Source organism: Neobacillus sp. PS3-12 (assembly GCF_030915385.1).
GTDB lineage: Bacteria > Bacillota > Bacilli > Bacillales > Cytobacillaceae > JAEVLT01.
In genome coordinates this window covers 517,762-531,453 of sequence record NZ_CP133268.1, presented here as the reverse complement: position 1 = coordinate 531,453, position 13,692 = coordinate 517,762, and the positions used below count along the sequence as shown (strand labels likewise).

General features: G+C 39.6%; 8 protein-coding genes, 1 pseudogene and 1 riboswitch. Of the genes and pseudogenes, 6 read left to right on the top strand and 3 right to left on the bottom strand.

Translation table 11 applies throughout. From position 1 onward, the window contains the following. Positions 1-70 precede the first annotated feature (70 nt). Entirely contained in the window at positions 71-1,534 is a 1,464-nt protein-coding gene (locus RCG17_RS02755) for a hypothetical protein (RefSeq protein ID WP_308173748.1), read from the bottom strand. Positions 1,535-1,669: 135 nt separating this feature from the next. Then, positions 1,670-2,557 carry a 4-hydroxy-tetrahydrodipicolinate synthase gene (dapA, locus tag RCG17_RS02750; protein ID WP_308173747.1) on the bottom strand — a complete coding sequence of 296 codons (888 nt, stop codon included), beginning with the start codon at positions 2,555-2,557 and terminating at the stop codon, positions 1,670-1,672. Positions 2,558-2,684: 127 nt separating this feature from the next. Beyond that, positions 2,685-2,864, bottom strand: a riboswitch (Lysine riboswitch). 215 nt (positions 2,865-3,079) lie between these two features. Between dapA and RCG17_RS02745 the strand changes: the two genes are divergently transcribed. Next, complete coding sequence (locus RCG17_RS02745; RefSeq protein ID WP_308173746.1) at positions 3,080-4,720, top strand: GMC oxidoreductase; 1,641 nt, start codon at positions 3,080-3,082, stop codon at positions 4,718-4,720. 207 nt (positions 4,721-4,927) lie between these two features. Then, positions 4,928-5,461: a DinB family protein gene (locus tag RCG17_RS02740; protein ID WP_308173745.1), complete on the top strand. Its 534-nt coding sequence runs from the start codon at positions 4,928-4,930 to the stop codon at positions 5,459-5,461. A gap of 60 nt (positions 5,462-5,521) precedes the next feature. Here the strand turns inward: RCG17_RS02740 and RCG17_RS02735 are convergent, their stop codons facing one another. Further along, a complete protein-coding gene (locus RCG17_RS02735; RefSeq protein ID WP_308173744.1) occupies positions 5,522-6,844 on the bottom strand; it encodes an MFS transporter in 1,323 nt (440 codons plus the stop codon). 361 nt (positions 6,845-7,205) lie between these two features. Here RCG17_RS02735 and RCG17_RS02730 point away from each other — a divergent pair. The 4 genes and pseudogenes from RCG17_RS02730 to narI all read left to right on the top strand — a co-directional run bounded on the left by RCG17_RS02730 (position 7,206) and on the right by narI (position 13,642). Further along, positions 7,206-10,890 (top strand): annotated as a pseudogene (locus RCG17_RS02730) (nitrate reductase subunit alpha). Next, entirely contained in the window at positions 10,880-12,346 is a 1,467-nt protein-coding gene (narH, locus tag RCG17_RS02725; protein ID WP_308173743.1) for a nitrate reductase subunit beta, read from the top strand. The pseudogene RCG17_RS02730 and the gene narH overlap by 11 nt, the downstream one beginning before the upstream one ends. A gap of 55 nt (positions 12,347-12,401) precedes the next feature. Then, the gene (gene narJ / locus RCG17_RS02720; protein WP_308173742.1) at positions 12,402-12,977 is read left to right on the top strand and encodes a nitrate reductase molybdenum cofactor assembly chaperone; all 576 of its coding nucleotides are present in this window, start codon (positions 12,402-12,404) and stop codon (positions 12,975-12,977) included. Next, entirely contained in the window at positions 12,953-13,642 is a 690-nt protein-coding gene (narI, locus tag RCG17_RS02715) for a respiratory nitrate reductase subunit gamma (RefSeq protein WP_308173741.1), read from the top strand. The genes narJ and narI overlap by 25 nt, the downstream gene beginning before the upstream one ends. The last annotated feature ends 50 nt before the right edge of the window (positions 13,643-13,692 follow it).

The window sequence follows — 13,692 nt, the reverse complement described above, 5'->3', positions numbered from 1 at the left end:
GGATAACTGCCTAAAAAACGCTTGGATTTATTTTGGTCCAAGCGTTTTTCTATACTGTAAAGATATAAGGCTATTTCTTCTTCACAGATGACATAATCGTTTCCTCAATCCATGCTTTCCGATTTTTTCTAAACGAGATCCAATCATTAAAACGCTGATACCCAAGGACCAGGGAAATAATGATGCCGCTTGCGGCTACGAACAATGCAAATAATTCGACCATATTGTAATTCATGATGTGGCCCCATTTAATCCTTCCTGCAAAATCTCCTGTTACAATACTCATTCCAAGCATCTGGCCAATAACTGAATAGAGTGTCAATACGAGAAGCAACAAACTATTTTTTTTGGCTGTAATGTTTTCTTGATATTTAAATAAGCTGTAAAGTGCTTCCTTTGCATTTTTATATAATAGTTCAATATTGAAGGTTTTTCGAATTTGAAAAAAGATTTCTTGGCTGCGGGACTCCGTAACTAATTCCAAGGAGAAAAAATTTGCGGTAAACGAATTGATCGAAAAAATCAATTTTTCCATTTCCTTGAAATCACGTTCTGTATCTAAAACAGCATGGGCGTGTGCTAATTTTAATAAAACTACTTTATGAAATAGATTTAATATCAGCCCATAGTAGAATTTTCCATAGATGTGATTAGCTATCTCAGAGAGAATAGGGCCATTTTCATTCGTAATACAGGTAAAAATATGTTCATCAATAACAAAATGTGTGCTAGGGGCCCAACGATTATAACTATGCTGATCTAGGTAATCTTGAATATAGGTAAGATTATTGGCACTAACATATAATTTCCCATTTGAATCCAGGCCAGATAAACTCCCAGCCCGATATACATCCACTGTATTGATCTCTTCATTGTTTTTTAGGGATAACAAGGATTGGACATACATTCTCTCATCCTCAAAAAAAGGAAAGGTTTCAAAATAAGCTGTCTTTTTGGTTCTTCTTTCGAAAAAATCGGCCAATCCAGCGAAAAGAAAGTCAAACACAAAAGTTTCGATTGAATTAAAAACTTCATTGCTACATTCAATTTGTACTTTTGCCTCCCGATTGGTTATTGGCTCGAGTACACGAAAAAGTGAACCAAACTCCAGAGCATACGACATTAGCAGCTCCGTCAATTCAGTTCTAATCGTAAATAGTCCTAATTCAAATGGGCAAAGTGTTACATCAATTGAATTCACTTGAAAAGGGATCGAAACATAATCAGTTTTTAGACAGACTTTTTCGTTTATTGGCTTTGAGTACCTCTGAAATCCTTTTTGATTTTCTGAGTGCGGAAAAAGAATCCGATTTGTAAAGGAAAGGAAATAAGCTTCGAGATCGCGGTGAGAAACATGAAAATCACCATAATAAGCACGTTCATCATCTAAATGATCCAACCGAAAGGGTTTGAAATGGTTATCTCTTAAAAAAGGAAACATATTTAGTTCAATTCCATTTTTTATAGAAAATGGAAAAATAAATTGGAAAATAGCGGTCTCTATATTTTTTTCGGTCATTTCTAGTTTTTGCATGACATATTGCCCTTTCGATTACTAATAACAACAATGTAACCAAGTTTTTTTGAAATTAAACGAAAAAAATTTACGTATGTACATACGTGCCTAAAGTAAAAAGGTGGAAACCATTGCTGGCTACCACCTTTTTTATTAGTTAAATGTATTCACTTTAATTGCTGGAAGAACCTTTTGTAATGTTCTTTGTTCTTCATCAGTTAATGGCACAAGAGGTAGGCGAAGACCTCCGACAAAAATTCCATTCATGTTCAAAGCTGCTTTTACTGGTGCCGGGTTTGGTGCAGCAAACAAAGCTCTCATAATCGGGAGCAGGCGGCGGTGCTCTGAAGCAGCCTTTTGATGATCCCCGCTGTTAAAACTATTAATCATGTCTTGCAATTCATTCCCAATAACATGTGAGGCAACTGAAATAACCCCATTGCCGCCGATCGCTAAAACTGGCAATGCCAATCCATCATCCCCGCTGTACAAAGCAAAATCACTAGGAGTTTTACTAATAATTTCGGCCATTGCATCTAAGTTTCCGCTAGCTTCTTTTACGGCTGCAATATTATCAATCTCTGACAATCGTATGACGGTTTCAGCTGTCATATTGACAGAACTTCGTCCTGGAATATTGTAAAGAAGGATTGGTAATTTAGTAGATTCGGCAATTGCTTTAAAATGTTGATATAATCCCTCTTGATTAGGTTTGTTGTAATAAGGAACAACAAGCATAATCCCATCAACGCCTGCTTCTTCGGCAAGTTTCGTTAAGCTGATGGAAGCTCTTGTGTTGTTTGATCCTGTACCAGCGATCACTGGAACTCTTCCAGCAACAACTTCGACAACAAACTTAAATAAGGAAACTTTTTCTTCTGTTGTTAGTGTCGGAGATTCCCCTGTTGTCCCCGATACAACTAATCCATCAGTCCCATTTGCCAGCAAATAATTCACTAAAGTTCTTGTTGCTTCAAAGTCAATCTCGCCATTTTGATCAAATGGTGTAACCATAGCTGTTAATACTTGGCCAAAATTCATTATTCTCACCCTTTTAAAAGTTTTTCAAAAATTAGAGGTGGTGGTTTAGGCCTTTTATTATCAACGCAAAAAAGCAACAGTGAAGGCTCACTGTTGCAGTAGAAACTTTAATAAAAACCGTTCCTATGCGTGAGATAGCCCTCCATATAGTTTCCTATATGACAGTTCTGTATTTCTTCAATAACAGAACCAGCTTCAAGAAAATGAGTTTCTTTGAAGCTTCGGCAAATTCCCCTTTCCACCATTGTCATTGGACCTCATTTTCCTCAAATAGTGTACTTATGGTCTTTGCGCCTCTATCCCTTACTCCAATGAATTGAAGTAAGAAAGTATCTAATTGTCTGTAAATATACCAAAAGTTTTCATATAAATCAAGGGAAAAGCAATTAAACTGGAAAAACCCATTTGAAAATGGAGAAATCGAACCAGTTAGTTCTTTATTTTTTTAAAACTTGTGAAAAATGTTATAGGGGTTTAAAGAAAATAATATGTATTAAATAGATTATTGAAAGGGGAATGCCTGTGAAAATTATCATTGCCCAACAAAATGAAACACTACGCTCCATTGCGGCTCTCCATCATTGTGATGTTCAATTGCTTCTTGCCGCTAATCCCCACATATCAGACCCGAATCGTAAAATCAAAAAAAGTAAAGTATATATACCTTCGTCACCCACAAACATACGCCAATACCCTCCAGAATGTAAGCCACAAATGCCCGACCAATATTTAGATGCTTGGATCCCAACTACTCCAGTCGAAAAAATGGCTACAGAAGAATATGATGCACTTATTGTAGGAAGTGGAGCAGGAGGAAGCACAGCTCTTTATCGTCTATGTCAAAATTGGAAAAATAAAAACAAAAAAATTGGAATGATTGAAGCAGGAGGATTATTATTGCCGACTCATGCCCAAAACGTTTCAACCTTAGAAGTAGAACGATTCCAACAATATTTTTTAAATCCAAAAATTTCAACCCCTGTCGGGTGGGAACTCCCTCAGTTCTCTGGAGCACGGCTTGTTTTTGCACTTGGAGGAAGAACGCTGTTTTGGTCAGCTGTATGTCCACGGATGAACGAAGTAGAATTTAACGAGAATGATTGGCCCATAGCTTATAAGGATTTAGTTGGCTATTATAATCGTGTTGAAGAAATATTGAGGATTTCACAAGACTTTACAAAGGATTCTTTGATTAATGATATTTTACTAGAACGTCTCCGTCAAAATGGTTTTCCCCAGAGCATCGATACGCCAATTGCTGTAGATATTTCACAGTCAAAGTTTGGAAAAGTGAATTCAGATGTCTTTTTTAGTTCGATTGATTTTTTGGCAAGGGCACTTAATTTAAGTCCCTTTGATTTAGGGATTTTTTCCCGTGCCGTAAAGGTAATAGTAGAAAATAATAAAGCTGCAGGGGTTAAAGTTTTAACTTGGGGAGGCAAAGAATACACAATTAGAGCAAAAAACATTATTTTATCCGCAAGTACACTGGAAACTCCAAGGATCTTATTAAATTCAGGGATAGAAGAAAAAGCAATCGGACATTATTTGGTTAACCACTCCTTTCTAGAGGTGGATGGAACATTAAATCGTTTAGAGTACCCTGAGAATATGGGGAATCTTGGTATATTAATTCCGCAAGCTGAGAAGGGGCCTTATCAATTTCAAATGTACGGACGTGGTGGAGTATTTTTTTATCATGAAAGGAGAATTCCTTTACAAAATGAAATTCCATTTTATTTACAAGGATTCGGGAAAGTGGAGCCAAGGGTTGAAAATCGAGTTACCTTACAGCCAACAAAAAAAGATCAGTTTGGCATACCAAAAATAAATATTAATTATTCATATAGTCAAAATGATTATCGGCTTATTAATTTAATTCGTGATGATATGCTAAAAATATTAAAAGTAATAAACGGAAGGATAAAATCGGAAAGTGATATTTGTCTTCGCCCTCCAGGACTTGATTTTCATGAAATGGGTACGTGCAGAATGGGGAATGACCCAGAAACATCTGTGACAAACAAGTATGGGCAGGTTCATCATATTTCAGGACTTTTTGTAGCGGATAACAGTGTAATGCGATACTCTGGCGGAGCAAATCCAACTTTTACAATGATGGCCTTAGCCTTTCAGACCGCTGATTATATTGCTGGGAAGTAGGGAAATTTAATGCCAAAATGCCTGGCTGATCGATTAACCCTTAGGCAAATGATATTGGTCAGGCATTTAGGAATATGTGATTATTTGCACTATTCCAATCAAAATAGTTGATATAATAAAAATAGTGATTTAATTTTAATTATAGAAACATACATATTTGCGGAGCAAAATCACAAAGTAATGATATTTGAAGTGGAGTTGAAAAAAATGATAAATCGGCCAGAAAAAGATGAATTTGCCCCATATTATTTACCTTATGTAAATGCAGTGCCAGAAGGAGATATTATTTCAATTTTAACGAAACAATTGGAGGATACGAAACTCCTTTTAAAAGAAGTTACCGAAGAACAGGGGACTTTCCGCTATGCACCTGGTAAATGGAGTATAAAAGAAGTGGTTGGACATATGACCGATACGGAAAGGATTATGGCCTATCGTTTGATGAGCATTGCAAGAGGGGAAACGGTTTCGTTGCCAGGTTTTGATGAAAGTCTGTATGTAGCGAATTCCTCGTTTAATGATCAGGCATTTGAACAGCTTCTTGAACATTTTTCAGTTGTTCGCGAGTCAACATTAGTCCTGTTGCAAAGTTTAAATGCTGATGCGTGGTTAAGGAAGGGCTTAGCGAATAATACTGGAGTGACCGTTAGAGGAACTGCCTATATTATTGCCGGCCATGCGATGCATCATTGCAAGATTATAAAGGAACGTTATTTAGAATCGAAGGATTTTCCAAAATAAAAGCTCCTTCAAATCCCAAAGGGTCACTTAGAGATTTTCTAAGTGACCCTAATAATGTGATTATGCAGTAACTCTTTGTCCAGTAACGATAGTCTGGTTATTTTTCCTCATTAACATAAAGGAAATAACGATCGAGATGGCGGAAAGAATAACGTATAGGATAAAGCCTCTGGAGAACCCGTTTTTTCCAAAAGCATCTACAAACATTCCCATTAATGGAGGAACAACGAAACCGCCAAATGCCCCTAACCCCCCGACTAAGCCCATAGCTCCGCCTGGTGCCTTACTCACATAGGTTGGTACCAGTTTAAAAACTGCTCCATTAGCAAATCCCATACCAGCACCCATAATCACTTCACCAATTAAAGCTAATCCGAAAGAAGTGGTTACCATTAAAAGAAGGGCTCCGACTAAAATCATTGCAAAACTTATTACGGCAACCTTCTCACCGCCAAACTTATCAGCCAGCCGTCCACCGTACACCCGAAGAAGAGAAGCTAGGAGTGAAAAACCTAATGCCATTAGAAGGCCTGCTGTTCTTACACTCATGCCATGAAATTGTACCCAATATGTAGGAAACCAAGAAGTTAAAGCCAAGAAACCTCCAAAAGATGTGAAGTATAAGGCTATTAATGTCCAAGTGCCGGGTACCTTGGCTGCAATTTTTAATGCTTCGCTAACCTTACCTGTTGGGAACAGCTCTTGTCCTAATTGACCTGAGATTCTACGTGCTTCCAAATCGGAAAAGCCTTTATTTTTTAATTGGAAATAATATGAGTCATTTGAAAATATAGCATAAATAATTGTTCCAAAGACTAGAAAAATAAGCCACATTGTATAAGTTCCAGCTAAGCCAAATGCACCTAAAACAAGTGGAAGGATTATTCCAAATAGGCCCGGAGCAGTATTTCCTAATCCTCCATATGCCCCTAATGCAACACCTTGTTTATTACTTGGGAACCAATATGAAGTTTGCGTGCTGCCTACTGAAAATGTGGCAACCCCGCATCCGCCTAATAAACCAAAAAATACGACGAGCGGAAACATTTTTACTGTTAAATTTCCTGTGTAAATGATTGTTGTTAAACCGAGCATTCCTACAATCGAAATGGATAGAAGGATGATTAGCGGCTTTCGGCCTCCAGCTTTATCTACCCAAGCTCCAAAAGGAATACGTAATAATGAACCAAAAAGCTGTGGAGCACCAACTAAAAATCCTAATAATACTCCCGACAATCCGAGCATTTTACTAAATTGAGTTGCTACAGATCCAAACAGCGATACTGCTGAGAAACCCACGAAAAATCCCAAAGTTGCCAAGGCTAACCCTATTTTGGGGTTTCCCTTTAAACCATATTTCTTCATTAAATTTTCTTCATTCATTTTATTGCCTCCTTTTTTATTTGTATAGAGAATGCATTCGGTCTTCCCATGTCTGTGAACATATCGTAAGAAATTCCCATTGCTTTGAGATGTGACGTACTTCACATCTGAAATCATGTTCATAAAATCTTAACAGTTCACAGAATTTACAACATTATTTAGAAGTTCAAATTTGTGTTCTTTCGTTCATGTCTATTTGTGTCTATTTTGTGAAATATCCTAGTTGTGTGAAGTACTTAACAGTTTTGACTGTCTATTAATTGCTACTGTTAAACCATGAAATGAATCGCCAACTTTTGAATTCGTTGGTGTGAGATGTCGGAATTTCTAAGAAATGCGATCTTACAAAGGAGAGATAACAATGAAAAAAAAGCGGTCACCTTTAACAAACCGCCTGAAATATTTGAAGCCGATCGAAAAACAAGCCAACAATCACAGTCAAACTACATATGAAAACCGCAGTTGGGAACAGGCCTATCGTTCCCGTTGGCAGCATGACAAAGTTGTTCGTTCCACGCATGGTGTCAATTGCACAGGATCATGCAGCTGGAACGTTTTTGTAAAGGATGGAATTGTTACATGGGAAGGTCAGCAGATTGATTATCCTTCAACCGGACCTGATATGCCGGACTTTGAACCGCGCGGGTGTCCTCGTGGTGCCAGCTTTTCCTGGTACCTATATAGCCCGACAAGAGTAAAGTATCCATATGTCCGCGGCGTTCTATTGAATATGTGGCGAGAAGCTATAAAAGAGAATGCAAATCCATTGGATGCTTGGAAAAGTATTGTTGAAAATCCGGAAAAAACAAAGATCTATAAGCAGGCACGAGGTAAAGGCGGATTAGTACGCGGGGATTGGGATGAGGTATTGAAGCTTATTTCAGCTTCACTTCTTTATACTGTAATCAAGTATGGTCCAGATCGAAACATTGGCTTCTCGCCAATACCGGCAATGTCGATGGTCAGCTATGCAGCAGGTTCTCGGTTCATGGGTTTAATGGGTGGACCAATGCTAAGTTTCTACGATTGGTATGCCGACCTTCCACCTGCTTCACCGCAAATTTGGGGCGACCAAACTGATGTTCCTGAAAGTAGTGACTGGTTTAATTCCGGCTATATCTTAACATGGGGCTCTAATGTGCCACAGACCCGTACACCTGATGCACACTTCCTTTCAGAAGTTCGTTACCGTGGCACAAAAGTGGTTTCAGTTAGTCCGGATTATGCTGAGTCAACTAAATTTTCAGACGACTGGCTAAAAGTGAAGCAAGGAACAGATGGGGCCTTGGCAATGGCAATGGGTCATGTGATTTTAAAGGAATATTACGTAGACAATCAGTACGATTATTTTATTAACTATACGAAACAGTACACTGATTTTCCATTTGTGGTTACATTGAAAAAAGATGGAGAGCACTTCCTTCCTGATCGTTTTCTAAACGCACAGGATTTAGGAAAGTCAGGAAATAATGATGATTTTAAACCAGTACTCTTTAATGAGGTTACTAGTCAGCTTGTGATTCCGAATGGAACAATGGGTGCCCGATGGGAAGGTAAAGCAAAATGGAACTTAAAAATGGTTGATGAAGAAACAGGTGAAAAGATCAATCCGCGCCTATCCTTCCATGGAATTGAGGATGAGATATCAACGGTAAAGATCCCATATTTCTCATCCGAAGGCAATGAAGTGCTATATCGCCATGTTCCGATAAGAAAAGTAGAATCTGGCGGTGAAGTTTTTTATACAACAACTGTCTATGACTTGACTCTAGCGAACTATGGAGTTGATCGAGGGCTTACAGGTATAGGCAGCAAACAAACTCAAGAAGAAAATCTGCCATTTACACCTGCCTGGGCAGAAGGTGTTACAGGTGTAAAACAAGAACTGATTACAAAAATAGCCCGTGAATTTGCCCAAAATGCCCTTGATACAGATGGACGTTCGATGATTATTGTTGGAGCAGGAATTAACCACTGGTATAACGCAGATACGATCTATCGCGCCGTCTTAAACCTTATCCTTTTAGTTGGAGCACAAGGTGTGAACGGAGGCGGTTGGGCCCATTATGTCGGACAGGAAAAACTCCGCCCGGCAGAGGGCTGGCAAACGATTGCGACAGCTCGGGATTGGGGAGCACAGGCAAAATTGCAAAATGGTACTTCGTTCTTCTATTTTGCTACTGATCAGTGGCGTTATGAAGAGCAGCCGATAAGCGACCATGTTTCGCCAATCTATGAAAAGGCGCGTTATGATCATTCAGCAGATTATAACGTGATGGCAGCTAGGCTTGGCTGGCTTCCTTGTTATCCAACCTTTAATCAAAACGGGATTGATTTATTTAAAGAAGTAGAGACTGCTGGTTTAAAAACAGCGGCTGATATTGGCCAATATGTAGCAAAGAAATTAAAAGATCGTCACATACAATTTTCAATCGAAGATCCTGGACAACCCAGTGAATTTCCCTCGCAATCTATTTGTCTGGCGTGCAAACCTTATTTCAAGCTCAGGCAAGGGACATGAATACTTTTTAAAACATTTACTGGGTACGACAAATGGACTATTAAATGAGGATGATGACAGCATCAGACCGGAAGAAGTGAAATGGCGGGATGAGGCTCCAGAAGGTAAACTTGATTTGTTAATCGATTTAGATTTCCGAATGGCTGGTACGGCACTTTATTCCGATGTGATCCTGCCTGCAGCAACATGGTATGAAAAGCATGATTTAAGCAGTACAGACATGCATCCATTTATACATCCGTTTAATCCGGCTGTTTCCACTCCGTGGGAGTCCCGCTCAGATTGGGACATCTTTAAATCGCTCGCAAAAGCAGTTTCGGAAATGGCGACAGACTTAAATTTAGAACCCATAAAAGAAGTCGTTGCAACCCCGCTGCTTCATGATTCACCGCAGGAAATGGCACAGCCCCTAGGGATCATTAAAGACTGGAGTAAAGGGGAATGTGAACCAATTCCAGGAAAAACTATGCCGAAGATAAATGTGGTAGAACGGGATTATAAACGTATTTACGACAAAATGATTTCTTTGGGCCCAAATGTGAAAAATTCTCCGATCGGGACAAAAGGAATTTCCTGGTCTGCTGAAGATGAGTATGAAAAGTTAACAAAAGTTCTTGGTACTGTAAGAGAAGGTTTAGGTGAAGGCTGTCCTAATATTGAAACTGCCAAGAACGTCTCGGAAGCGATTTTAACATTATCATCGACTTCAAATGGCAAAATGGCAGTCAAAGCCTGGAAAGCACTGGAGAAACAAACTGACCTCAAGCTCGCTGATTTAGCGGAAGAACGGGAAGAGGAATGCTTTACATTTGAGCAAATAACAGCCCAGCCAAAAACGGTTATTACATCTCCAGCCTTCAGCGGTTCAGAAAAAGGCGGTCGCCGATATTCGCCGTTTACAACCAATGTGGAAAGATTCATTCCATGGCGGACGGTAACAGGCCGCCAATCCTTCTACGTTGATCATGAGATGATGCAGGAATTTGGTGAAGCCATGGCTACCTTTAAACCGATTTTAAATCATCGCCCATTTAGGAAGGATCGCCCTGCTGTAGAGGGTAAGGAAATTGTTTTAAATTACTTAACACCACATAATAAATGGTCCGTTCATAGCATGTATTTTGATTCTCAGCCGATGCTGACTTTGTTCCGCGGCGGTCCGACTGTTTGGATGAACAAGGATGATGCAGCTGAGGCAGATATTCTGGATAATGACTGGATCGAGTGTTTCAACCGTAACGGTGTTGTCGTGGCCAGAGCAGTGGTGTCACACCGTATTCCAAGAGGAATAGCGTTCATGCACCATGCGCAGGACCGTCATATCAATGTACCTGGAACAAAATTAACAAATAATCGCGGCGGTACGCATAATAGTCCAACTCGAATTCACGTAAAACCAACACATATGATCGGCGGATATGGTCAATTGAGTTATGGATATAATTACTACGGCCCTACCGGGAACCAACGCGACTTAAACGTCGTGATCCGCAAACTGAAGGAGGTTGATTGGCTTGAAGATTAAAGCACAAATCGGTATGGTCATGAATTTGGATAAATGTATCGGCTGCCATACATGCAGCGTTACATGTAAAAACACCTGGACAAATCGTCCAGGTGCAGAATATATGTACTTTAATAATGTTGAAACAAAACCTGGAATCGGCTACCCAAAACGCTGGGAAGATCAGGATCAATATAAAGGCGGCTGGGAAGTGAAGAACGGCAAGCTTCAATTGCGCTCTGGTTCAAAAGCCAATCGTCTGTTGAACTTATTCTACAATCCGAATCTGCCAGAAATTGATGATTACTATGAACCATGGAACTATGATTATGAAACGTTAACAAACAGCCCTGCTCGGAAAACTCAGCCAGTTGCCAGACCAAAGTCAGCATTAACAGGAGAGTTTATGGAAGTCCTCTGGGGTCCAAACTGGGAGGACGACCTTGCCGGCGGTCACGTAACAGGACTTCAGGATCCAAATGTTGTAAAAATGGAAAATCAAATAAAGACAGAATTCGAAGATGTGTTCATGATGTATTTGCCAAGAATTTGTGAACACTGCTTGAACCCTGCCTGTGTCAGTGCCTGCCCATCAGGCTCCATGTACAAACGGGATGAAGATGGAATCGTTCTCGTTGACCAAAATGCCTGCCGTGGCTGGAGACATTGCGTTACTTCCTGCCCATATAAAAAAGTTTATTTTAACTGGCAAACGAATAAAGCAGAAAAATGTACCTTATGCTTTCCAAGAATCGAAGCAGGTATGCCAACAATTTGTTCCGAAACTTGTGTTGGTCGAATCCGTTATCTCGGCGTTATGCTTTATGATGCTGATATGGTTCAAGAAGCAGCAATGGCAGATGAAAAAGATCTCTATGAAGCACAATTAAAAGTGTTCTTGGATCCAAACGATCCTGAAGTGATTGCGAAGGCGAAAGAAGAAGGCATTCCAATGGAGTTCATCGAAGCTGCACAAAAATCACCAATCTATAAAATGATTATTGATTGGAAAATTGCTTTGCCATTGCACCCTGAATATCGTACATTGCCAATGGTTTGGTATATTCCTCCGCTAAGCCCGATTATGAATATGTTCGAAGGTGTTGGAAGCACTTCTAATGCTGAAGAAATCTTCCCGGCAATTGAGCAAATGAGGATACCAATTGAATATTTGGCTAATTTATTAACCGCTGGTGATACTGCTCATATCCGTACAGTATTGAAAAAAATGGCTGTGATGAGAACATATATGAGAAGCGTTCAAACCAATAAACAACCAAATCTGGCTATAATCGAGCAACTTCATCTGACAGAGCAAGACATGAAAGATATGTACCGCCTGCTTGCGATTGCAAAATACAACGATCGATTTGTAATCCCTGCTTCACACCGTGAACAAGTAGCCGATTTATACGATGAACAAGGCAGCTGCGGCCTTGCCTTTGCCGGCGGACCAGGAGCATGCGGGACACTTTAAAATGATTAAAATGGGGTGGGGGCTTTATCCCTCCCTTAATAGAAAGCAGGGTGAAATGATGAGTGATGATACAAGGCAAGTCTTCCAACTTTGTTCATATCTGTTAAACTATCCTGATCATGAATGGATCGATTCTTTAATAGAAGTCGAAGAAGAGGTTGAATATTTAGCATCTTCGCCTATGAAAGATGAACTGCTCCAGTTTTGCCAAGGAGCTAAGAAAAAATCAGCAGCAGCGATTCTTTCAACCTATGTAAATACCTTTGATTTTGGTAAAAAAACCAATCTATACGTCACCTATATGTCTAGCGGTGAACAGCGTGAACGGGGAATGGATTTATTATTTTTGAAGAATTATTACAAATTACAAGGATTTTCTGTTACCGATAAGGAATTGCCTGACTACCTGCCAATCATGCTGGAATTTGCCAGTCTCGTAGATGAAGAGAAAATTAAACCTGTATTTGAGCGGTACTTCGAAAATATAAAAGAGATTGAGAAGCATCTAATTGATGCAAATAATCTTTACCACCATATATTATCAGCTTGTTTAAGAGCTCTGGAAGATGCGGGGGTCACAAAGGCAGTACGAAGGAGTGAGGAAATATGTTCAACCAGTTTTTATGGGTAGTCCTGCCATACATAGTCCTGACAATTTTTATTGGCGGTCATTTTTACCGTTACCAGCATGATCAATTTGGCTGGACATCCAAATCAAGCGAACTATTAGAAAAGAAACTTCTTAGACTGGGAAGTAATCTTTTCCATTGGGGCATCATTTTTGTCTTTTTCGGCCACGTAATGGGGTTATTGATTCCGATTGAGGTTTATGAGGCAATGGGTGTCTCGGAGCAACAATACCATATCATCGCCCTCAGTGGAGGGATTCCTGCAGGTGTAGCAGCACTAATTGGTATTTTCGTCCTTCTTTACCGGAGAACGACGGTAAGACGTCTAATCCGCACCAGTTCTAAAGGCGACTGGGTGACGCTAATTTTTCTGGCGATTGTGATTTTATCAGGTATTTCTGCTACTTTTCTAAATATTAATCCAAAAGGATTTGATTATCGAACTACGATCGGCCCTTGGTTAAGGAGTGTATTAACTTTCCGTGCTGATGCGGGCTATCTAACCAGCGTGCCAGTTTGGTTTAAAATCCACTTAATTTCCACAATGGGAATTTTTGCAGCCTGGCCATTTACGCGTCTTGTTCATGTATTTAGCATGCCATTGCGCTATTTAACTCGAAGCTATGTAATCTATCGTAAACGCAAACCAAGGCGGGAAAGCGTGTAAAGCAGTTTTTTTACAAAAAATTAAAGATCATACTGAAGAGCCATCCATCA